The sequence below is a fragment of the Providencia sp. genome, from assembly GCF_003533305.1.
GTDB lineage: Bacteria > Pseudomonadota > Gammaproteobacteria > Enterobacterales > Enterobacteriaceae > Providencia.
This window is the reverse complement of sequence record NZ_DOEH01000021.1, coordinates 86,156-108,611: the sequence shown is the minus strand read 5'-3', so window position 1 is coordinate 108,611 and position 22,456 is coordinate 86,156. Positions and strand designations below refer to the sequence as shown.

Annotated in this window: 20 protein-coding genes and 1 riboswitch; of the genes, 11 read left to right on the top strand and 9 right to left on the bottom strand. The window is 38.3% G+C overall.

Annotation, left to right across the window (positions count from 1 at the left end):
* Window positions 1-5: 5 nt before the first annotated feature.
* Genes DD649_RS13015 through DD649_RS13005 form a run of 3 tightly spaced genes read right to left on the bottom strand, consistent with a single transcriptional unit; the run spans window position 6 to window position 2,029 of the window.
* Window positions 6-1,262, bottom strand: coding sequence for a PTS ascorbate transporter subunit IIC (locus DD649_RS13015; protein WP_294107548.1), 1,257 nt, complete (start codon window positions 1,260-1,262; stop codon window positions 6-8).
* 11 nt (window positions 1,263-1,273) lie between these two features.
* On the bottom strand, window positions 1,274-1,561 hold the full coding sequence (locus tag DD649_RS13010; RefSeq protein WP_294107546.1) for a PTS sugar transporter subunit IIB: 288 nt from the start codon (window positions 1,559-1,561) through the stop codon (window positions 1,274-1,276).
* Window positions 1,562-1,582: 21 nt separating this feature from the next.
* Entirely contained in the window at window positions 1,583-2,029 is a 447-nt protein-coding gene (locus tag DD649_RS13005) for a PTS sugar transporter subunit IIA (RefSeq protein WP_294107544.1), read from the bottom strand.
* A 238-nt stretch (window positions 2,030-2,267) separates the two neighbouring features.
* Between DD649_RS13005 and DD649_RS13000 the strand changes: the two genes are divergently transcribed.
* Entirely contained in the window at window positions 2,268-3,302 is a 1,035-nt protein-coding gene (locus DD649_RS13000) for a LacI family DNA-binding transcriptional regulator (RefSeq protein ID WP_294107542.1), read from the top strand.
* A 296-nt stretch (window positions 3,303-3,598) separates the two neighbouring features.
* The gene (locus DD649_RS12995; protein WP_294107871.1) at window positions 3,599-4,492 is read left to right on the top strand and encodes an endonuclease/exonuclease/phosphatase family protein; all 894 of its coding nucleotides are present in this window, start codon (window positions 3,599-3,601) and stop codon (window positions 4,490-4,492) included.
* 127 nt (window positions 4,493-4,619) lie between these two features.
* On the opposite strand, the gene DD649_RS12990 is transcribed toward DD649_RS12995, so the two are convergent.
* A complete protein-coding gene (locus tag DD649_RS12990; RefSeq protein ID WP_294107540.1) occupies window positions 4,620-4,916 on the bottom strand; it encodes a hypothetical protein in 297 nt (98 codons plus the stop codon).
* 1,010 nt (window positions 4,917-5,926) lie between these two features.
* On the opposite strand from DD649_RS12990, the gene DD649_RS12985 reads away from it, so the two are divergent.
* Entirely contained in the window at window positions 5,927-6,316 is a 390-nt protein-coding gene (locus DD649_RS12985) for a hypothetical protein (protein WP_336430830.1), read from the top strand.
* A 111-nt stretch (window positions 6,317-6,427) separates the two neighbouring features.
* On the opposite strand, the gene DD649_RS12980 is transcribed toward DD649_RS12985, so the two are convergent.
* Window positions 6,428-8,056 (bottom strand): FGGY-family carbohydrate kinase, encoded by a 1,629-nt coding sequence (locus DD649_RS12980; RefSeq protein WP_294107537.1) that lies wholly within the window; start codon window positions 8,054-8,056, stop codon window positions 6,428-6,430.
* Between the two features lie 41 nt (window positions 8,057-8,097).
* Window positions 8,098-8,826 carry an SDR family oxidoreductase gene (locus tag DD649_RS12975; RefSeq protein WP_294107535.1) on the bottom strand — a complete coding sequence of 243 codons (729 nt, stop codon included), beginning with the start codon at window positions 8,824-8,826 and terminating at the stop codon, window positions 8,098-8,100.
* Window positions 8,827-9,079: 253 nt separating this feature from the next.
* Between DD649_RS12975 and DD649_RS12970 the strand changes: the two genes are divergently transcribed.
* On the top strand, window positions 9,080-10,102 hold the full coding sequence (locus DD649_RS12970; RefSeq protein ID WP_336430829.1) for a LacI family DNA-binding transcriptional regulator: 1,023 nt from the start codon (window positions 9,080-9,082) through the stop codon (window positions 10,100-10,102).
* 85 nt (window positions 10,103-10,187) lie between these two features.
* On the opposite strand, the gene fetB is transcribed toward DD649_RS12970, so the two are convergent.
* Window positions 10,188-10,964, bottom strand: coding sequence for an iron export ABC transporter permease subunit FetB (gene fetB / locus DD649_RS12965; protein ID WP_294107531.1), 777 nt, complete (start codon window positions 10,962-10,964; stop codon window positions 10,188-10,190).
* A gap of 12 nt (window positions 10,965-10,976) precedes the next feature.
* On the bottom strand, window positions 10,977-11,612 hold the full coding sequence (gene fetA, locus DD649_RS12960) for an iron ABC transporter ATP-binding protein FetA (protein WP_294107529.1): 636 nt from the start codon (window positions 11,610-11,612) through the stop codon (window positions 10,977-10,979).
* 255 nt (window positions 11,613-11,867) lie between these two features.
* A riboswitch (Fluoride riboswitch) is annotated at window positions 11,868-11,935 on the top strand.
* 112 nt (window positions 11,936-12,047) lie between these two features.
* Here fetA and crcB point away from each other — a divergent pair.
* Complete coding sequence (gene crcB / locus DD649_RS12955; RefSeq protein WP_294107527.1) at window positions 12,048-12,428, top strand: fluoride efflux transporter CrcB; 381 nt, start codon at window positions 12,048-12,050, stop codon at window positions 12,426-12,428.
* 66 nt (window positions 12,429-12,494) lie between these two features.
* On the opposite strand, the gene DD649_RS12950 is transcribed toward crcB, so the two are convergent.
* The gene (locus tag DD649_RS12950) at window positions 12,495-13,445 is read right to left on the bottom strand and encodes a sugar-binding transcriptional regulator (protein ID WP_294107525.1); all 951 of its coding nucleotides are present in this window, start codon (window positions 13,443-13,445) and stop codon (window positions 12,495-12,497) included.
* Between the two features lie 278 nt (window positions 13,446-13,723).
* Between DD649_RS12950 and dalD the strand changes: the two genes are divergently transcribed.
* The 6 genes from dalD to DD649_RS12920 all read left to right on the top strand — a co-directional run bounded on the left by dalD (window position 13,724) and on the right by DD649_RS12920 (window position 22,378).
* The gene (gene dalD, locus DD649_RS12945; protein ID WP_294107523.1) at window positions 13,724-15,112 is read left to right on the top strand and encodes a D-arabinitol 4-dehydrogenase; all 1,389 of its coding nucleotides are present in this window, start codon (window positions 13,724-13,726) and stop codon (window positions 15,110-15,112) included.
* A gap of 12 nt (window positions 15,113-15,124) precedes the next feature.
* A complete protein-coding gene (xylB, locus tag DD649_RS12940; RefSeq protein WP_336430828.1) occupies window positions 15,125-16,591 on the top strand; it encodes a xylulokinase in 1,467 nt (488 codons plus the stop codon).
* Between the two features lie 111 nt (window positions 16,592-16,702).
* Window positions 16,703-17,995 (top strand): MFS transporter, encoded by a 1,293-nt coding sequence (locus DD649_RS12935; protein ID WP_294107517.1) that lies wholly within the window; start codon window positions 16,703-16,705, stop codon window positions 17,993-17,995.
* A 638-nt stretch (window positions 17,996-18,633) separates the two neighbouring features.
* Window positions 18,634-19,857 (top strand): hypothetical protein, encoded by a 1,224-nt coding sequence (locus tag DD649_RS12930; RefSeq protein WP_294107515.1) that lies wholly within the window; start codon window positions 18,634-18,636, stop codon window positions 19,855-19,857.
* A gap of 5 nt (window positions 19,858-19,862) precedes the next feature.
* Window positions 19,863-21,098: a Zn-dependent hydrolase gene (locus DD649_RS12925; RefSeq protein ID WP_294107513.1), complete on the top strand. Its 1,236-nt coding sequence runs from the start codon at window positions 19,863-19,865 to the stop codon at window positions 21,096-21,098.
* Between the two features lie 95 nt (window positions 21,099-21,193).
* Window positions 21,194-22,378 carry a M20 family metallopeptidase gene (locus DD649_RS12920; protein WP_294107511.1) on the top strand — a complete coding sequence of 395 codons (1,185 nt, stop codon included), beginning with the start codon at window positions 21,194-21,196 and terminating at the stop codon, window positions 22,376-22,378.
* Window positions 22,379-22,456 lie beyond the last annotated feature (78 nt).

Below are 22,456 nucleotides of genomic sequence, written 5' to 3'. Positions count from 1 at the left end.
GATGATTAACGAACAATAATACCTAATAAAATTCCGATGGCACCAAAGTCCGCGTCACTGAAGGTAGTATTCGCAATACCAATGTCCCCAAGAACAGGTAGCAAGAACACAGGTAAAAATGTGATCAATAAACCTTGAGCAAAGGCACCCAAGATTGCACCACGACGTCCACCCGTTGCGTTACCAAAGACCCCAGCAGCAGCACCAACGAAGAAGTGTGGGACAACACCTGGGATAATCACGGTCATGTTTAAGGCATAGAGAATAAACATACCAATGACACCTGCTGCAAAGCTACTCAAAAAGCCAACTAAAACCGCGTTCGGAGCATAAGGAAAAACAACTGGGCAATCCAATGCAGGTTTTGCATTTGGCACTAATTTATCTGAGATACCTTTAAATGCAGGTACGATCTCTGCAATTACCATACGCACACCTTGCAATATGATGTAAACACCCGCAGCAAAAGTAATGGATTGCATTAATGAGAACATGAACCAGTTTTTGCCACCACTGACTTCACGAACATAATCACCGCCTGCAAATAAACAGGTAATGATAAAAATAATGAACATAGTGAAAGAGATAGCAACAGGAGTATCACGTAGGAATAACAAGCTTTTTGGTACATTCATATCTTCAGTTGAATGCGCTTTATTCCCAAATTTACTACCAATGAAACCGGCTAATACATATGAAATTGTCGAAAAGTGACCGATAGCAACATCATCAGAACCAGTTACTTTTTTCATATATGGGTGTGCGATGGCAGGGAAGAAGACCATACAAACGCCTACAATGATTGAACCGAGTGCAACTAATGCTGTTCCTTCCATTCCTGCCATTGATAATATAACGGCGATCATCATGGACATAAATAATGTATGGTGACCAGTAAGGAAGATAAATTTCCATGGTGTTAAACGAGCAATCAAAATATTGATTAACATCGCAAAAAACATAATCATTGCCATTTCACGACCGAAACTTTTTTGAGCGATAGAAACAATCGCTTCATTGTTCGGTACAACACCATTAATACCAAATGCGTGTTGGAAAATAGCAGAGAAATCACCTAGAGAGCTGACAACTAGGCCTGCACCAGCACCTAAGATCACAAAACCCATAATGGTTTTGATAGTACCTTTAATGCATTCAGTAACGGGTTTTTTTTGAGCAATCAAACCAATTAATGCGATCAGACCGACCAAAATTGCTGGTTCAGATAAAACATCTTGCATCAGAAAACGAAAAAATGACATATTGCCTCCGCTTACATTGCGCCGAGTTTAATTAACGCAGCACTGAGGCGATCTTTCATCGCCACTTTGTCTATCATATTTTCGAGTGCAACGATTTCGCCATCAACTTGTTGAGCAACAAGTTGTTCTGCGATGTCTTTTGTGCCAACAAAAATATCACTCACGGTACCTTTTGCTGAGCCAAGGTCAACGTGGTCAACTTCTGCATTAACTTGTAGATCTTTTAATATTGTCTTAATGCTCATTTCCATCATTAGACTCGTACCAAGACCATTTCCACAAACAACAGTAATTTTCATAATATTTACCTTAATACCCAATTATTCATATTTAGCGATGATTTTAAGAATGTCATCTACGTTTTCTGATTGCATGATGCTATCAATATCTTCTTGATTATCAAATAGCTCGGCAAGCTTAGCGATAGCGCCGATATGGCTATTACTATCTGTAGCAGCAAGAACAATGAGCAATTTGATTGGGTCATTTCCATCAGAGCCAAACTCAACACCTTGTTTAATCACGGTAAGTCCAAGAGATAATTGGTTTACACCATCTTCAGGACGCGCGTGTGGCATCGCAATACCAGGGCCTAATACATAATAAGGACCTATTTTTTCATGCGATTGAATTATGGCGTCAATGTATCGTGGTTCGATGAACTTATTATTAATTAAGGGGGTACAGGCTATTTTTATCGCGTCACGCCAGTCAGTGGCGCTATTTACGACTTGGATGACGTTTGGTGTTAGTAATGTCGTCAACATAAAACTTACTCCTGGTATCGTTACAGTTCTTTTTAGCTTTTCTATTAATGAAACGAATAGTAGTGATCTATGGTAGCGCTATCTAGCAGTATTTGTCGTTTTCGTGATAGCGCTATCATTTTAGGTAAATATAGACAATAAAGTGAAAACAAGCATGATTGCCGGTTAATTAACAAATCCAACCTGTGGTAAGTTAAGCGGGATAGGCAATACTTTTAGAGAAACTAAAAAATATTCTATGCAAAAAATACGAAAAAGAAAAAATACAGGAAGAGTGACATTACAAGATGTTGCAAAATATGCAGGCGTGGGATCAATGACGGTATCTCGTTCTTTGCGTACGCCTGAATTGGTTTCAGATAAGCTTAGAGAGAAGATCAATGAAGCTATTGAGGAGCTAGGGTATATCCCAAACTCTGCGGCGGGTATTTTAGCATCAGGGCAGAGCAGAACTGTTGCCGTGTTGGTTCCTTCTCTTCGCGATAACGCCAGTTCAGTATTCCTGCAATCATTACAAGAAGTGTTAAACAAAAATAATTACCAGGTTGTTATTGGTAGCCATGATTATCAGCAAAAAAAAGAATCAGAAGTATTGTTCACGTTATTACAAAGTAACCCAGCAGCACTGATAATTTTTGGCGCAATTAATTCTGAAAGTGTATTTAACACTCTTCTAAATCTTGATATTCCTGTACTCGGTGTAGCAGGGGAATCAATACATCCTTTTGCTTTAAATATTAAAAGTAATATTGGTGATGCGGTTAATTTTCTTACTCACTATATGTTACAAAAAGGACATAAAAAAATTGGGTATATTGGTGCTCAAATGGACAATAAAATGCAAAGTCAGCAGTTAAGTGGTTGGAATAAAGCTATGCTTAACCATAATCTCAGTGCCGAGCAAAGTATTACAACGCCTTATATTGCGACTATGGATTTTGGTCGCCAAGCTATTAGTGAAATGCTAACGCGACAGCCAGAGCTTGAGGCCGTTATTTGTAGCCATGAAATGATTGCACTTGGTGTGATTTTTGAGTGTCAAAGAAGATTAATCAAAGTACCAAAAATGCTTGCGGTTGCATGTGTAGAAGGCTCTTCAAATTGCGATCATATTCATCCGTCTTTGACTTCAGTGCGAATTGATTACAGTAAAATGGCGCGGGAAACAGCGAAAAGATTACAGAAATGGTTGGTAGATGTCGATTGTGATGTTGAAGCTCTACATGAAGAAATTGTTTTCCCTTATAAATTCGAAGCAAGGCAAAGCGCCTAACGTGGTATTTTTACTGGTCTAGTTTCGGAGAATCTGTGATGCCCATTTTAACTTCACATTTAATCTTGAAATATCTAAATATGATTCATCATAAAGTGATTTGACTCACTTTATGATAATAAAATAGGTTGTTTTTTTTTGTCTAAAAATAAGTTTGCAAGCTGAGTCACTGCATCATTTCTATTTCATGATAGCGTATCAAGATGGTTGATTTTTGCCATTACGTTATGGCGCGTTAACGTCATTTTTGCTACGAAATATAATCATGTGAAATGATTACAGGGGAAATTATGAAAATAAAATTATTAAAAGCATTCGTTTCAGCCGCAATTTTAGTTTCTTGTGGTGCGACAGCAGCAACTACGGGCTCTGAAGTTCTTATGGTTCAAAATGGTGGAACACCAAATAAGGTGTATACCGCGAATAAGCCAACGATCAAAGTAGCGACTTATAATATAGGTAAAAATGAGCTTTCAGGAGATGTGGCTGATTTAACCAACTTGAATAAAGCTATCGCTAAAATAGATGCAGACGTCATTGTATTAACAGAAATAGATAATAAGACGGCACGGAGTAAAAAAGTACACCAATTAGAAGAAATCGCAAAAGCAAATAAAATGCATTTTGCTTTTGGTAAAGCTTTAGATTTTGATGGTGGTGAGTATGGCGTAGGTATTTTATCAAAATATAAAATTGAAAAATCCCAAGTTATTAATTTGCCATCAGGGGAGGCTGAACAACGTGTGGTTTTGTTGTCTCAAATCACCAAGCCGGGCTTTGATACACCGATTATTATCATGGGGACTCATTTGGATTGGCAGAAAGATCCAACGGTACGTATTGGTCAAGTGCGTCATATTTTAGATGCAAGTATTGGTGATACCTCGACCGATTTTGATAATATTGCGGCTTCAATTAAAATTTTGGCCGGAGATTTTAATTCAACGGCTAATGAATTACCGACCCAAGAAATTAATTACTTATGGAATCCAGTACTGAAAAAAGGTGTTGATTATCGTACTTGGCCAGCGGTAAACCCAGCTATTGATATTGACCATATTTTCACCTTTAAGGGGCAAGTGTGGGATGTTAAAAATATGCAGATCCCAACGGACAGTAAAGATTTTCAATGGTCTGGTGTAAGCGACCATCTGCCTGTTATTGTTGAGCTAGAATTACAAGAGCAATAAAAAATTGAATCGATATTTACAATAAATAAGAGTATGCAGCTTTAAAGGGAAAGTTAGAGCTGGAAATTGTTTTGACTCGGTGTATTTAAATTTCATGTTTAAAGGCCTCTTATTATGAGGCCTTTTTTTATTTATTAGTATTTTGCAAAAGACTTTGACGCTTTAGAAAACGAGCTTCAGCTGCATTCAAATAATTTTCAATTTCGTTATAAATTTTAAGGCGTTGCTGGCTTAATTCAGGATTACTTTCTAGTGTGTGTGCTGTTTGTTGAATGAAATTTTCTAAGAAACTTTTAACACTGGAGTATTTGCTGGCAATATTGGCATGGTAATATTGGTATACATAAGACTCCTGTGAGTGACTTAAGTTAATGTTTTGTTTTATGTTATTGGTTGCAAGTAATAATAATTGAATATTTGTCATGGTTTACCCTTTTTATTGAGAACAAATGCTACACGATTTTAATTTTTTTTTTTATCATTATTAGTCGGATAATTTTATATTTGCGTTTTACCTAATATTAGATAGGAATATTCTGTAATTTTTTTGAATTATGGTTTCTGTAACTATCTATAATTCTTAATTTAAGTTGTGTAGAAACGATAAGTGAGAAAAATAGCGTTAAAGAATCTTATGATTTTTAGTTTGTATATTTTTTGTTAAAAATACGAAGTTGTGGGTGTTTAAAGGTGTTTTTATATTTCCCTTCTGAATATAATTAATTAATATCAATGAGATACGTGGGTTTCTTGATTGAAAAATAAAGAGATGGATTTTCTAGGGAGATGGCTCTTATATTTTTATTATGTGATTTTATATTTTAATAAAGTTAGAGTTACTTTTGTATCATGATGAATAATAAGATTTATTGTGATTTTTGTGTTTTTTTCTAAAATTACTAATATTTAATTTCTTTGTATAAAATACATTTTACTCTCTGGCTGAGTTTATTTACCATTGTTGGTTGTTTATTAACAATTGGAAATGTTTATTCTTAATTTATTATGTTTTATAATGCCAAAACCATAGGAAAATTAAGGTGTGGTTAATAGTTAAGGTAAATTTTTATATTTAATATTGTAAGAATTGAAATATTTCTAAGATAAAAAATACAACTGGTAATAGTTAATCTTTTGTTTGCTATTTATATTACACTAGTGATGCTGTTATACTTACTCCCCTTATAGGTAAAAGTGTATAAATACTCAATATTAGCGTTTTATTAATTATGTCTATTTGTTTTAATTAGTGTTAGCTCTTTGCACGATAGCCTTAGTGTATGAGCCATCGCTTATAAAACATATTTAAGTAAGTGATGATTTTTTAAAGTTAAATATCGATATTTGACATAGGGATTAACTATTATCTTATTACGATAATCGTATTAGATTTTTGCAATTGGTGTAAAACCTGGTTTTATGAGAGCTTAATATATGAATATAATAAAATTGCTCACGATCCTTTTGCTAACAGGATGTGCCTTTTTGTTGGGAGTTACAGTTAACTATGCACCTAAACCTGATTTGGTTAGCTTAGCAAAAATTACTGTTGAGGATTATTTATCCTATCCAGAAACTGCTTCATTTAAAAATGTTAAATATAATTTTGTTCGCCAAACATCAGATAAAGGTGATCTGGGATATGTTTGCGGTGAAGTATTTCGGGTCAATAATGAGAAACTAGAAGGGTATAAAAAATTTATCGTTAAGGTGCATAATAATCTTGATGGGCGAGTATCGCTATCAATACCATTAGTTGAAGGTGATTATGATTTATTACCGATGGAAATGATTGAGTCGATGTGGCATAAATATTGTGAATGATTTTTGTCATTAGTTTGTGTCTTTTGGGAAGATACGTGCTTAGTTAGAATTGAAAATAACCATTGTGAGAATAGAGAAAACCTGAGTAGGCTTTCTCTATTTTTAATGTGCTTAACCTTTTAGTTCTCTTGCACATTGCTGCAAATTCAAAAATGAAGTGAAACGAATGTTATGTTGTTCTTGGTAATCGCCATTGGGTTGGTAAGTCAGATCAATAGTTGAAAATTGATCCATTGCCTGTGCTACAGTATTGCAAAGGCCACCTGCAACGGCGCCTAGTATGGCAGAGCCAAGTAAAACAGGTTCACTTGCTTGGGTTGAAATGACCGGCACATTGCATGTATCGGCTAATAATTGACGTACCAACGGGTGCTGTCCTGCGCCTCCACTAACTACGATATTTTCAATTGAAGCTCCCGATTGTGCTTGAGCCTCAATAATTTGTCTTAATCCATAACCAATCCCACAAATGCCCGCAATGTAGAATGATAATAAGTTATCAATGCTGTTATCCATTGAAAGACCTGCGATAACAGCGCGTGCATGTGGATCGGCAAAAGGAGCTCGATTGCCTAAAAATTCAGGAACTATATGGATACCTTTAGCGGATTCCACTGCTTGAGATGGCGAGGTAGCTTGTTGCAGTACCATATCGGCCAACATCACAGGGAGTGATTTGTGTTGTTCTTTAGCCAGTGCTTTAGCCTGTATTGCGGCAGGGTGCAGGGAAAGTAGTTGGTCGATAGCAGCTCCTGCTGCACTTTGGCCTCCTTCATTCAACCACATACCTGGCACCATGGCTGAATAATAAGGTCCCCAAACGCCAGGTATAAATACTGGTTCTTGAGTTGTCGTCATGGTGCAAGATGAAGTGCCAAAAACATAAGCCATGTTTGCTGTGGCATCTCCATTTACTCCGACAGTGCCGATTCCACCTGCATGAGCATCAATCATCCCTGCGGCAACAGGGGTTCCTACTAAAAGTCCCATTTGCTGCGCGGCTTGCAGGGTTAAACCCTGGCCACAAGGTGTGCCGGGTTCAACAATCTGTTGACCAATACGTGCAAATTTTTCATCGGCGAGTTCTGATAAACCAATTTGTTGGAAGTAATCTGCATCCCAACGTTTTTCATGAGCAAGGTAAGTCCATTTGCAGGTTACTGTGCAGGTTGAACGAGCTAATGAATCAGTGGATTTCCAAGTTAGAAAATCGGCTAAGTCAAAAAATTGCCATGTATTATCATAGGATTGTCGACGATTTTCTTTTAGCCATAAAATTTTAGGTGTTTCCATTTCAGGGGAGATTTTTCCTCCCACATAGTTTAAAACAGGATGTTTTAACTTATTAATACGTTCAGCTTGTTCGGTTGCTCGATGATCCATCCAAACAATAATATTACGATTTGGGTCCTCACTTGGGCTGATAGAAATAGGCTGTTTATCATGGCCAAGTACGACAAGTGAACAAGTCGCATCAAAACCGATACCTGAAACTTGTTGTGCAGAAGTATGAGACGAGGCCATGGCTTGCCTCACACAATGGCATACAGCTTCCCATATTTCATCACTTGATTGTTCTGCAAAATGAGCACTGTCTCGGTAAAGAGTAATATCTTGTTTAGCTGATGCAAGCATTTTGCCTGTCATATCAAAAATGCCCGCACGTGCGCTACCTGTGCCGACATCAATGCCAATAACCACTTTATCACTCTTTATTTGTTGTTCTTTTGGGCTATTCATTTTTCCTCCTGAGTATTTATCTCAGCGTTTAAAAAGTAAAACTAGAGGTCGACACTATTTGGTAAAATAACAAGGTCACGTACAGTGACATTTCTCGAGCGAGTTAGCATGAACAATACGGCTTCCGCGACTTCAATTGGTTGCATTAAGCTACCGTTCGCTAAAGCTTCTTCCATTTTTTCTTTTGGCCAATCATCGAGCAAAGCAGTCACAACAGGGCCTGGCAATACAGCACCAACGCGAACACCATGTTCTGAAACTTGGCGACGAGTTGAATGGACAAATGCTTGAACGGCAAATTTTGAAGCGGTGTAGATTGGTTCCCAAATGACAGGCACTACGCCAGCTATTGAACTGGTGAATAAAACATCACCTGATTTTTGAGCAATAAAATGTGGTAGCACAGTGCGAACACAACGAAATGCCGCATTGATATTTAAATTTAAAACTTTATCCCAAACGTCAGCATCACCTTCTGCAACAGGACCACCAATATATGCGCCTGCATTGGCATGAAATATATCTAAACCGCCTGCTTTTTTAATAATAGCATCTAACATGCCATCGACTTGCTCGGGTTTCATTAAATCAATGACTAATGGAATTGCATTTTCACCGAGCTCTGCGACTAGTTGATTAAGTCTTTCTTCTGCGCGGTCAATTAAAACAACTTTTGCACCTGCTTTAAGAAGGGTTCTAGCACATTCAAGACCTATGCCGGAAGCTGCGCCTGTAATTGCTGCAACTTTATTTTCAAGTGATATGGCCATTATGATTACTCCAATCGGTTATTTAGAAAAAGAGATAAAAATAAAATTTGATAAATTCAATGAAATGAAAATGATTCATAAGCTGGCTTGATTGTTATGAAGACGTGTTGACATTTATTTATAGCGCTAGAAATAGCTAATACGAGGATATCAACTCAACATTTCATCAATTTCAACCTTGCTCAATCGATGTAGCAGTATTGCGAGTTTTCATCTTTGGTGTCAAGCTAGCAAAAAATGGAGATAGATATTTGTGACAAAGATCAGACAAAATAAGAAAACAACCATCTATGACCTTGCGGAACTGGCAGGCGTTTCAGCCAGTGCAGTAAGCGCTGTGCTTAATGGTAATTGGCAAAAAAGGCGTATTAGCGCGCAGTTGGCTGAAAAAATAATTCGTATCGCACAGGAACAAAATTATGCAGTCAATAAACAAGCGAGTTTATTGCGCAGTAATAAATCAAAAATTATCGGCATGTTAGTGCCTAAATACGATAACCGTTACTTTGGTTCAATTGTTGAACATTTTGAAGAAATGGCGCGTGAACGGGGATTATTTCCAATTATTACCTGTACTCGACGTGACCCTGTGTTAGAGCTAGAAGCGGCTCGAACAATGATTTCTCATCAAGTTGATTGGCTTATATCAACAGGGGCAACTAATCCAGATAAAATTACTGAGGTATGCCATGCATCTGGAGTAGCTACTTTGAACTTAGATTTACCGGGAACGCTAGCTTCATCAATTATTTCTGATAATTTTAGTGGTGCTAAAGCGTTAACCCAACGTATTTTGCTAAATAGAATGAATAAAAAGGCATCGTTAGAATCCCTTATTTTTATTGGGGGGAGGGAACGCGATCATAACACCCGTGAACGTATTCGTGGATTTATTGATGCACATAGAGAGTTAGGCATTATCGTTCCTGAACAACATATTTTGACTTGCGGTTATGCGGCAGAAAAAGCAGAGAAAGCATTATATAATTTTGTTAATATTCAAAAAATTGAGCAATGTGGTTTATTTGTCAACTCTACTATTTCCTTAGAAGGAGTCATGAGCGGATTGCTCAAAATGTCATTAATAGGCACACGCCAGCCGGTAATGGGGTGTTTTGATTGGGACCCATTTGTCGCTTTATTGGGCAATGATATTGAAATGGTGAAACAAGATGTTCCTACTATGTTGGATCATATTTTCAGGCTGATTGACGAAGAAAATAATAAACTACAGCTTATTGAGGTCTCCCCTATTGCGGTCTGCAAAACTCAATGAATATTAGTATATTTATATGCCGCTTGAGGGTTCCCTTTTATTTAATGCAGAGTTATAGGAAAATCCAAGCGGTAAATATGAGGTATTATTTATTCAATGTTTCGATAAGCAGTTGATGGCGTTGATTATAAAATTTAATGTACGTCATATAGCCGGCTAAGATTGTTGAAAGGCTAGCAGTGGCTAATAGCATAAAAGTGACCATGATTTGGTATTTTACGGCTTCTAATGGGTCAACGCCCGCAAATATCAAACCAGACATCATCCCTGGAAGGCTAACAAGACCGACGGTTTTAGCTGAATCGACTGTTGGGATCAACGAAGCTCTAATACTTTCTCGAATAATGGTGGCAGAAGCAATTTTTGGTGTGGCTCCTAAACTGAGCATTTCTTGAATTTGTTGTTGTTGGCTACTAAAACGTTGCCCAAGATTATTAAAGCACAAGCCGACAGCAATCATTGCATTACCTGCAATCATGCCTGTAATCGGAATGACTTGCATTGGGGTGAAGGCAATAGCATCGCTCACAATTAAAACAAGTAAGGTTAAAAAGGTTCCAGAGGTAATCGCAATCAATGCCGTTACAAATATCTTATCAATATATTTACTTCTTTTTTTCGCATTCCACGCAGCATTGAAGCAAATAAACATAACCAGTGCGATGGTCAAAATTTTATTATCGACATTAAATATGTATTTTAAAATATAGCCTGCAATAAGTAGCTGAATAATGGCTCGGCAGGTACTCCAGATAATATCTTTTTCCAGTGACAGTTTTTCTTTATGGCTAATAAAAATAGCCACTAAGACTAACATGATAGAAAAACCAAGCGATTCATTTGAGATAGTCGGTTGATGCACGGTTATTTCCTATTATTCAATATGATGGACGGGAAGAACAAGAATATCATCAGCGTGAGATATCTCATTTTGGTCATGAGTTACCCACAGTATTGCAATGTTATTTTTCACAGCAAGTTGATGAACTAACTCATTTACTTTAGTTTTATTGTCTTCATCTAAAGCACTGGTAATTTCATCCAATAAGAGGATCTTTGGCAAGAATTGTAGATTTCGAATTAATGATATTCGTTGTTTTTCTCCACCTGAAAGTTCATTTATGCCTTTATGAATAATATCTTCAGATAGCGAAAAGTAGTGCAGGTCATCTAAAATCTTACTTTTATTGAGTGGTAAATGGCGAATTTGGTAAGGAAAAAATAAATTGTCATAGACCGTGGTGCCAAATAATGCCGGAGTTTGAGTGCAATAAGATACCTGCTGACGATAGTTTTCAGGTGATATGGTATCGATATCTTGCCCTTCGAAAATAATTTTTCCACTACTCGGTGGAATCAATGAAGCGATTATTTTCAATAATGTGCTTTTACCGCAGCCTGAAGGACCAGTAACTAATTTGAATTCACCTGCCGCTAAGTTAATCTGCACATTATCGAGAATGATTTTTTTATCAATTTGATAGCCAATATTTGTCAGTTGTAAAAGCACGTTTTTTTATCCATGTTAGGTATTGACTCGTTTTATCCTATTATCTAATTTTGTGCGTTGTTTCATATCAATTTAGATATAACTAATATTATGCGCTATTTGAAAGCTAATTCACATTGCATTATGGTGATATGTTTGATGGCTAATCAGGGGCTATGATTTTCATCATACGACTAGCAGTTTAAATCTTAATGGCAATTAGGAATTAAATACGTTTACATGAACTCATGATTTGCCATATTATTTTGTGGTAATAATATTTAGGGAGATGGTATTCCTCCTGTGATAAACCGCCCATTGTGGCTGATGATGCCTACGTTAACCTTTTCAATCGATAGGGTACGTAGGTATTATGTGCCCTAAATTTAGGGCATAAATGTATCTCAAGGTTTTTCCTTTCATTTATTCCCCCGTTATGTTTTAAGGGAATTATCTATGTATGCAGCGCTTTTCGCTATTGCCGTCGGTTCAGTTTTAGGGGGATGGCTAAGATGGTTTGTTAGTTTGAAACTCAATCACTTTTATCCCAATATTCCTCTTGGAACCGTATTTGTTAATCTAATTGGTGGGTTTATTATTGGGTTTGCTATCTCTTATTTTGCAAGTGCCAATATCAGTTCAACCTATAAATTATTTATCGTGACAGGCTTTTGTGGTGCATTTACGACTTTCTCAACTTTTTCGTTGGAAGTTTTGGTGCTCATTCAAGAAGGAAAATTAGCCTTTGCTTTTAGCACGATAGCCATTCATGTTATCGGTGCTCTACTCTTTACTTTACTTGGAATGCTGTGTCATAACTGGCTAGCTCAAGGCTAAATAACCTAATTGAATTAGCTCAAGCGATTGAATCTATTACCGCTTGAATTAATTCAAACTATGGAGTTAGGCATCTGTAAGTAACTTACGGGCGGTGGCTTCATCGGTGACGAGCCCTGATATCCAACGGCCATTAAGCACAGCTTTAACGGCTTTATATTTATGCATGCCACCGGAAAAGGCTATGACAGGCTTTTTTGTCTGTGCTTCTAGCGGTACGCTGGTGTGTGTATCATCAAGTTCGGTAGACAGTCGCTCTCCATTGGCTTGAATAAAATGCCCAAGCATTTCTGCTGCAACGCCTTTTTCAAGTAACATTGCAACTTGCTTATCAGTAATAAAACCTTCTGAATTCAAAGGGCAGCCAATACCAACCTCACCAATGCCTAAAAAGGTAATATCAGCATTGATAGCTTTTTCAGTTACGTCTTTATAAACACGATGTTGGCACCACATTGCTTTATCTTCAGGACTATCTGCATATAATGGCACCGGTAAGATGTAGTGCCGACAATGTAATTTTTCAGCAAAGCTGAGGGGAACATCATAACGCGTTGCAGAGCTATCTCGTGCAATGGCACCAATTAATGAAACACATTGATGTTGAGGAGTGTTTAAATTGGGCAATGCATCAATAATATGGCGCAAAGTTCGGCCAGATCCAATACCAATCACCTGTGGCTCTTCTTTATCAATAAGTTGTTCCATCAACTCTGCACCCGCGACAGCTATCATATCTAATACTGACTCTGCATCAAGCTCTCCCGAAGGAACCACATAACAGTGTGTTAGCTGATATTGTTCCTGTATTTCAGTGGCTAACTTTAAACATTCAGTTATTGGGTGCGTTATCTGAACATGTACCATTCCCTGTTCTTTTGCTAGCGATATTAGGCGCTGAGCGACCTGCCTTGATAATCCTAATTCATGGGCTATCTCTTGCTGTGTTTTGCCAGCAACAAAATATAGCCAAGCTGCGCGTGCGGCTTGCTCCATTTTTTTCATTTCTCGCAGCATTCGTATTTCCCCACTTTTTATTATTGTGTTTATGAGCCATGGACGGATGATTAATTAGTCAATGAACTATGAGTCAGTGAACAAGAGATATGAGCCATTATTTATCTTCAGCCTAATTATGGCGATTATTGTAGTTTTGGGCAAATGTTTATTAAAAGGGCAAAAGTTAATACTGTGAGCGCTATCGCAGTAATATTAATGCTATTGAAACTAAACTATAACAAATGGGCATATGCCCTATAAATAAACAAATATCCAATTCAGGTTGAGGAGTCACAATGTTAAAACAAAAATCGGTGTGGATGCATATCGGCGCAGGTTCATTTCATCGTGCGCATCAAGCTTGGTATTTACACCGTTTAATTCAGCAAGGGGATGATAGTTGGTCGATTGCGCTGGGGAATATTCGTAACGATGCCAACACACTATTAGACAACTTAGCAAAACAAAATGGTGAATACACACTTGAAACGGTTTCACCTGAAGGTGAACGCAAATATGAAAAAATCACGTCGGTGCGTAAAATTTTGCATTGGGACGAAAAATTAACAGAATTAGTTAAGCAAGGTTGTGAAAAAGAAACTCGCGTTATTGCTTTTACTGTGACTGAAGGCGGTTATTATTTAACACCTCAACATGAATTAGATAGTGAACAATCTGATATTAAAGCAGATTTGAAAGGTGAGTTGCGTACTATTTACGGCACATTAGCACATATTTTACGAGCACGTTTAGCGGCTCATGGGGAAGCGGTTACTTTACTTAATTGTGATAATTTACGCCATAATGGTGAACGCTTTAGACATGGTTTTCTCTCTTTTCTACAATTAAAGGGCGAAATCAAATTATATGAATGGGTAAAAAATCAAACTCGTTCACCGAATACTATGGTTGACAGAATTACACCTCGTCCAACGCCAGATGTTGCTGAGCGTGTGAAGCAACATACGGGATGGGATGATAAAGCCCCTGTTATGGGAGAGTCTTTTATTCAATGGGTAATAGAAGACGATTTTATCAATGGGCGTCCTGCACTGGAAAAAGTTGATGTAGAAATGGTGGATTCTGTATTGCCATGGGAAGAAGCCAAAATTCGTATTTTAAATGCGAGCCACAGCTGTATCGCTTGGGCGGGAACGTTGATTGGCTTGAACTTTATCGATGACAGTACCCGTGAGTTGCCTATCAAACAAATGGCTTGGAATTATGTTACCCAAGATGTTATTCCGTCATTGTCTCCGAGCCCGTTAGATTTAGAGCAGTATCGCGATGTGGTATTAGCGCGCTTTAGTAACCCTTATATTAAAGATACAAATCAACGTGTTGCCGCGGATGGTTTATCTAAGATCCCAGGATTCATTACGCCGACATTGCAAGAACGTTATGAACAACAACAAACGCCAAGTGCGACAGCGGTGCTACCCGCACTATTTTTTGTATTCCTTAAACGTTGGGCGCAAGGAAAATTGCCTTATGAATACCAAGATGGTGTTTTGGATGTGGCCTATTACCAAACGCTGATGAACGCTGATAATGCGCTCGATAAATTTGTTGCAGATGAAACGTTATTTGGCTCATTAGCCAATTCGGCTGAATTTCATACATTAATGATAAATACCGTGGCAAATATTGAAAACTGGCTTAAATCGCCAGAACAGACATTGTAAAGGAGATTTGTCATGTATCTCGGAATTGACCTTGGCACTTCAGAGCTTAAAGCGGTATTGATTGATGGAGGCGGTGAAATTGTTGCGTCTAGTCATATGGCTTTAACCGTACAACGACCTTATCCGCAGTGGGCAGAACAATCTCCTGATAGCTGGTGGGAAGCGACCAATGCGGTTGCCGCAACATTACGACAAAAGGCACCTAAAGAATGGGCGGCGATAAAAGCTATCGGTTTATCTGGGCAGATGCATGGTGCTGTTTTACTTGATCAAAAAAATAATGTGCTACGTGATTGTATCCTCTGGAACGATACCCGAAGTGCGAATGAATGTAATTGGCTAATGGAAAACTACCCGCAATTTTTGACTATAGGGGCAAACTTGGTCATGCCAGGCTTTACTGCCCCTAAATTATTGTGGGTTGAACGTCATGAACCTGAGATTTTTAGCCAAATTGGAAAGGTATTGCTACCGAAAGATTATTTGCGTTGGAAGATGACTCGTGAGTTTGTTAGCGAGATGTCTGATGCTGCGGGAACTTTATGGTTAGATGTCGCAAAGCGCGATTGGTCTGATGAATTATTGGCTGCAACAAATTTGACTCGTGAACAAATGCCATCATTAGTGGAGGGTTCTGAGAAAAGTAGTGTATTAAGCGCTGATCTTGCCTCGCATTGGGGGCTAAGTGCAGATGTCATCGTCGCTGGTGGTGGGGGGGACAATGCGGCTTCTGCGGTTGGTGTTGGCGCGATTAATGAAGGTGATGCTTTAATTTCATTGGGTACCTCTGGCGTGATTTTTGTGGTTAACAATCAATTACAAGCCGCGCCACATAAGGGGGTACATGCTTTTGCTCATGCACTACCTAACCGTTGGCATCAAATGAGTGTGATGTTGAGTGCAGCAAATTGTTTACGTTGGCTGTGCCAGCTATTGTCGACAACAGAAAATCAATTGATGGACGAAGTTGGTCAATTGAGTGAAGAACAGAAAAAACAATCCCCCGTATTTTTGCCTTATCTTTCAGGGGAAAGGACGCCTCATAACGACCCTTTTGCGACAGGATCATTTTTTGCACTGAAAAATGAAACGACCCGTGGACAGCTGGGTTTTGCTGTTATTGAAGGCGTTACTTTTGCACTTGCAGATGGCATGCAGGTGCTTAAAGAAACAGGAACACAAGTCAGCTGTTGTAGCTTAACAGGAGGAGGGGCTCGGAGTCCTATTTGGGCACAGCTTATTGCGGATGTAATTGATATTCCAATAGTTACCCATCCTGCGAGCTCTTCTGGTGCACTCGGTGCTGCGCGCCTAGCTTGGTTAGCGGATGGTGGAATTGAAGAGCTGGTGTGCCGTAAACCCGATGTTCTGAGCACTTTTTTGCCTTGTAAAGATAACCAAGTCTGGCTTAAGCAACGTTTAGATGTGTTTAGATTATTGTATCAACAGCAAAAACAAGCAAGAGCATTAATGCCGTGATAGGACCAGTAACGGCGGTTATTTACCCTACAAGCCGTCGTTACTTTATGTGTTTTCGATTTAAAAAACATTTAATTAATAAAACTACAATTTAAAAAAGAGGAAACTGCAATGGAGCAAAAGCAGTATTGGCTTGGATTACCTAAGCATTTGTTCTGGGGTTTCATCGCTATCGCTATTTTTATGAGCGGTGATGGTTTTGAAATGGCCTTTCTATCTAAACATATTACTGATCTTGGCTTTACACCGACACAATCTGCGATGGTTTTCACTGTATATGGATTAATGGCTGCGGTAGCGGCTTGGGCGTCGGGCGTAGTTGCTGAAATTATCACTCCATTGAAAGCCATGATGATAGGTTTCGTGTTGTGGATCGTAATGCATGTTTTATTCATGGCATTTGGACTCGGAATGAAAAGCTATTCAATGATGCTGTTATTTTATGGTATCCGTGGTTTGGCTTATCCACTATTTATCTATTCATTTATGATGATGTTGGTTCAAGTTATTCCTCGCGCGCATTTAGCGGCAGCGACAGGGTGGTTTTGGGCGATGTATTCAGTGGGTATCGGTGTTATTGGTAGCTATTTACCGAGTTTTTCCATCCCATATATGGGGGAGACGGGAACACTTTGGATGGCGATAGGTTGGGTTGCCATTGGGGGAGCAATTGCTTATTTTAGTCTCCGTAATGTGCCTGTTGATCGCTCGAAAGTAAATTTACCGATGAAAGATAAAATGTCCGAGCTGTCACGTGCTGCGACAATTTTATTTACCAATAAAAATATTCTTATGGCAAGTATCATTCGTATAATTAATACAATTTCGCTATTTGGATTTGCGATTATTATGCCATTATTATTTGTTGATAGATTAGGGTTTACTATTTCTGAGTGGCTACAAATTTGGGCAGTGTTCTTTTTTGTGACTATTTTCACCAATATTTTTTGGGGTATTGTTGGAGAACATATCGGCTGGATCCGTCAAGTAAGATGGTTTGGTTGTTTAGGTATGGCTGTATCGAGTTTAATGTTTTATTACCTACCCGTATATTTTGGTCATAATTTCGCGATTGCATTAATTCCAGCCATTATGTTAGGAATATTTGTTGCCGCATTTGTCCCTATGACGGCAGTATTCCCAAGTATAGAGCCTCATCATAAAGGTGCTGCGGTATCTATTTACAACTTATCTGCTGGTCTTAGTAATTTTGCTGCGCCGGCTATTGCGAGTTTATTTCTTCCTTTTTTTGATATTGTCGGTGTTGTTTGGGCTTACACTGGTTTGTATATATTTGCGGGTGTTTTAACTTTCTTTATTAAAGTGCCACAACCTGGATTTGAAAATAACCGTAAAATTAAAAATGTAGTTGTTTCATCAGAGCAGTCAGCTGCAAATCAGTAATGTATTAGGGATTAAACTCAAATAATGTTGTAAACCTGATTTTGCGAATTCAAACAACCTCATCAATATTTAATATATTTGTGAGGTTTTTTATTTATTACATTTAAAGATTTTTACGCCTTTTATGTTTATGTTGAAAGGGAAATAACTCAAAAATATAAAAAAGTAGAATATATGGTTCAAAGAAAAAATTCCTTGTTATTGTTGTGTCTTTTTTAGATTGTTGTCATGTGTAATTAAAAATATAAGCCTAGGTAATAGAATATAATTTCATGGTTTAAAAATTAACCTGAAGATTATACCGTTAAAAAAAACATATAAATAAGAATTTAACACTAATTCTCTGTTAGGTTGCTAGAGGATATGGGAAGTATATAGCTAAGCTTTATTATATCTGACTATAAGATTTATTATCTCTGATTATTCCTATCTCTATCATCCTGGTTTTGTGACCTATACATCTGGATTTTCAATGATATTATGAAATTTGTTGCGTTTTTGTATAAGTATAGATAATTACTCTTAATATTGGTTATATAACATTCATAAGCAAAATTTTAATCTGTCTCAATGTAAGATAAAAAGTTTGTAAAACTAAAAATAAACAATTAAAAAAAGATACATTCGGGGAAAAAGTCATGTCACAGATGTTAGCGCTGTTTCTTATAGTGGGGATATTGTATATCGGGGATGCGATAGCGGTGAGGACCAAAGCATGGATCCCATCGGTTTTCGTTTGTGCTGTTTTATTTTTGGTTGGCTATTGGACTATATTTCCAAAAGATATTGTCAGCATTGCCGGTATTCCACAAGTGGTTGCTGTATCACTGATGTATTTATTGATAACCAATATGGGAACCTTATTATCGCTTAAGGAATTACTGCGACAATGGAAAACAATTTTAATTTCCTTATCCGGTATTTTAGGCATCATCGTCTTTATTTATATCATCGGGATGGCACTGTTTGATTTAAATACCGTATTGGTTGCAATACCACCGCTGGTGGGCGGCATTGTCTCTTCATTAATTATGTCAAAGGGTGCGGCGGAGGCGGGTCTTGTTGATCTTTCTGTTTTTGCCATCTTAATTTATGTTATGCAAGGCTTTGCGGGATATCCACTAACAGCAGTTATGTTAAAAAGAGAAGGGCGTCGTGTTTTAGAGCAGTATCGTAGTGGGAAATGGCATGAATCATTAGCTGCGGAAGGGGCTAATGATGTTGAAGTTAAAACGTTGGTTTCAGAAGATGAAATGCCGCGTATGTTTAAAAAAATACCTTCTCATTATAATACTAGCTACTTTAAATTTTTACGATTAGCGGCTGTGGGGTATATCGCTTACATTGTTTCTTCATGGGCCGCGCCATACGTTAGCATTAGCCCATTTGTATTATGTTTATTATTTGGTGTTATTGCATCGTCGGCTGGATTTTTAGAAAGACAACCATTGCAAAAAGCCAATGGTTTTGGTTTTGCCATCATGGGATTAATGTTATTTATTTTTGATACATTAAATCATGCAACTCCCGATATGCTATTACGCCTTGTTTATCCGATGGTCGTGTTAATTGTCGCCGCTGTTATCGGTATGTATATTGCTTCATGGATAGTAGGTCGAATTTTAGGTGTTTCCAAAGAGATGGCTTTTGCGGTTTCATTAACAGCGTTATATGGTTTTCCAGCAGATTATATTATCACTAATGAAGCGATTAATGCCTTAACCAAAGATGAGAAAGAGCGTCAAATACTTACAAGTCACATGTTAGGGCCTATGTTAGTCGGTGGCTTCATTTCGGTTACGATGGTTTCAGTGGTCTTAGCTGGGATTATGGTTGCTTACATTGTTCCGGTTGCAGGGTAATTATTATGGAAACAAGTATTTCTAGAATACAACGTCATTTAGAGCAATTGGCGGAATATACATTAACACCTGGGCAAGGTACTACGCGCATGAGCTATAGCGAGCAAGATAGTCAAGCTCGTGCTTACTTAAAACAAGAAATGACTGCATTAGGTTTGCTTGTCCGTGAAGATGCGATTGGTAATATTTATGGTCGATTAGAAGGACAACAGCCTGAGCTTCCGGCGGTGATTATTGGTTCCCACTTTGATTCGGTGCCTAATGGTGGGGCTTTTGATGGCCCAGCAGGCATTATCACTGGATTGGATGTGGTCGCGCGTCTGCGTGAGCAAAACCTCCAGCCACGTTATCCACTTGAGGTGATCGCACTGGTTGAAGAGGAAGGAACGAGCTTTGGTCGTGGTTTGATGGCATCTAGTGTGATAACCGGACTGATTGGTAGTAAAGAACTTCATCAGTTAAAAGATAGGCAAGGTATAAGTGCCGCGCAGCGTATGGCGACAGTAGGCTTCAATGCAGATAAAGCCCATGAAGCGGTGCTGAAACCAGAGTCGGTGAAAGCATTTCTAGAATTACATATTGAGCAAGGTCCTGTATTAGAGCAAGCCAATGAAGATGTTGGAATTGTCGATACCATTGTTGGTATTAGTCAATTAGAAATAAAACTTCAGGGCAAAGCAGGCCATGCAGGTACTACGCCAATGAATATGCGTGCAGATGCATTAGTTTGTGCTAGCCATATTATTAGTCATATACCCGAGCTTGCTAAGGCTGCGGGCGATAATACGGTAGCGACGGTGGGGCGCTTAAATGTGATGCCCAATGGTGCAAATGTTATTCCAAGTGAAGTTATTTTTAGTGTCGATATTCGTTCAAAAAATGATGTTGCGTTACGAAAGGTCATTGAGCAAGTTATTGAATTAACAGAGCAAGAAAGCGAAAAATTCAATATTACTAGCGCTATTGCTCAGCCTTTGTATGTGAAGCCGACAGTATTGAATAGTGATATTTGTGAATTAATGAAACAGCACGCCAGTGCACAAAATTTACGTTTTCGTACCATGGTGAGCGGTGCAGGTCATGACACGATGATTTTTGCAGGCATTACTCAGACAGGACTCATTTTTGTGCCTAGCCGTAACGGTTTAAGTCATCACCCTGATGAATGGACTGATTATGCACAAATCGCACGCGGTGTGGATCTGATGTTTGCTACAGTAAAATCGCTGACTGAATGTTAATCATTATAAATTATTAGAACAATAAATTGCATATAACTAAATTGTAAAAAGTAAATTGCAATTAAAGTGTCTGCAAAAAAGCAAAAGGTAAAAAAATGGTCAATACAACAATTGCAGCTGCAATCAAAAAACATACACAAGATATGATTGCATTTCGTCGTGAGCTCCATGCAAACCCTGAGTTATCATGGGAAGAGGTCCGAACGACCCAGCGCATCGCCCAAGAGCTGGCAAAAATTGGCATTGAATATCGACTTACCGAGCCAACGGGAATTATTGCTGAAATCAAAGGCGGTAAACCAGGTAAAACCGTTGCATTGCGAGCGGATATCGATGCATTACCTGTTTTAGAGTTGAATGATTCATTAGAGTATAAATCGACAATCAAAGGTAAAATGCATGCTTGTGGACATGATGCGCATACCTCAATGCTACTGACTGCCGCAAAAGCTCTTTATGAAGTGCGTGATCAGCTAAAAGGTAATATTAGGTTGATTTTTCAACCAGCTGAAGAAACCGCGAAAGGTGCAAGCGCAATGATCAAACAAGGTGCAATTGAAAACGTGGATAACGTATTTGGTATGCATATTTGGTCTACTACGGCGTCAGGCAAGGTTTCTTGTAATGTAGGCGGAACTTTTGCTTCTGCGGATTTACTTATTGTAAAATTTAAAGGTCGCGGTGGACATGGTTCGATGCCTGAAGCTACCGTTGATGCAGCTATTGTTGCCTCTTCCTTTGTGATGAACTTACAAGCGATAGTTTCCCGTGAAACTTCCTCACTTGATTCTGCGGTTGTCACCATCGGAAAAATGGAGGTGGGTACCCGCTTTAATGTTATTGCAGAAAATGCGGTGTTAGACGGGACTGTTCGCTGTTTTGATCTAGAAACTCGTACCCGCATTGAAGCGGCTATTCGTCGTTATGCAGAGCATACAGCTGCAATGTATGGCGCAACGGCAGAAGTAGATTACATTTATGGAACATTACCAGTTATCAACGAAGAGCGTAGTGCACTGCTAGCACAATCTGTGATTAAACAGGCTTTCGGCGAAGAAACGTTAATGTTTGAAAAACCGACACCGGGCGGTGAAGATTTTAGTTTCTATATCGAAAATATACCGGGCTGTTTTGCTTTATTAGGTTCAGGTAATGCAGAAAAAGATACCCAATGGGCGCATCATCATGGTTGTTTTAATGTTGATGAAGACGCGATGGCAACAGGTGCAGAGCTTTATGCACAGTACGCCTGGTCATATTTACAGCAAGAGAACTTTTAAATGATCTCTATTATGGCTTTCGGATTGATATTATTACCTATACCAGGATTAGCGTTAACCCTATTGCCAGTGCTTTTT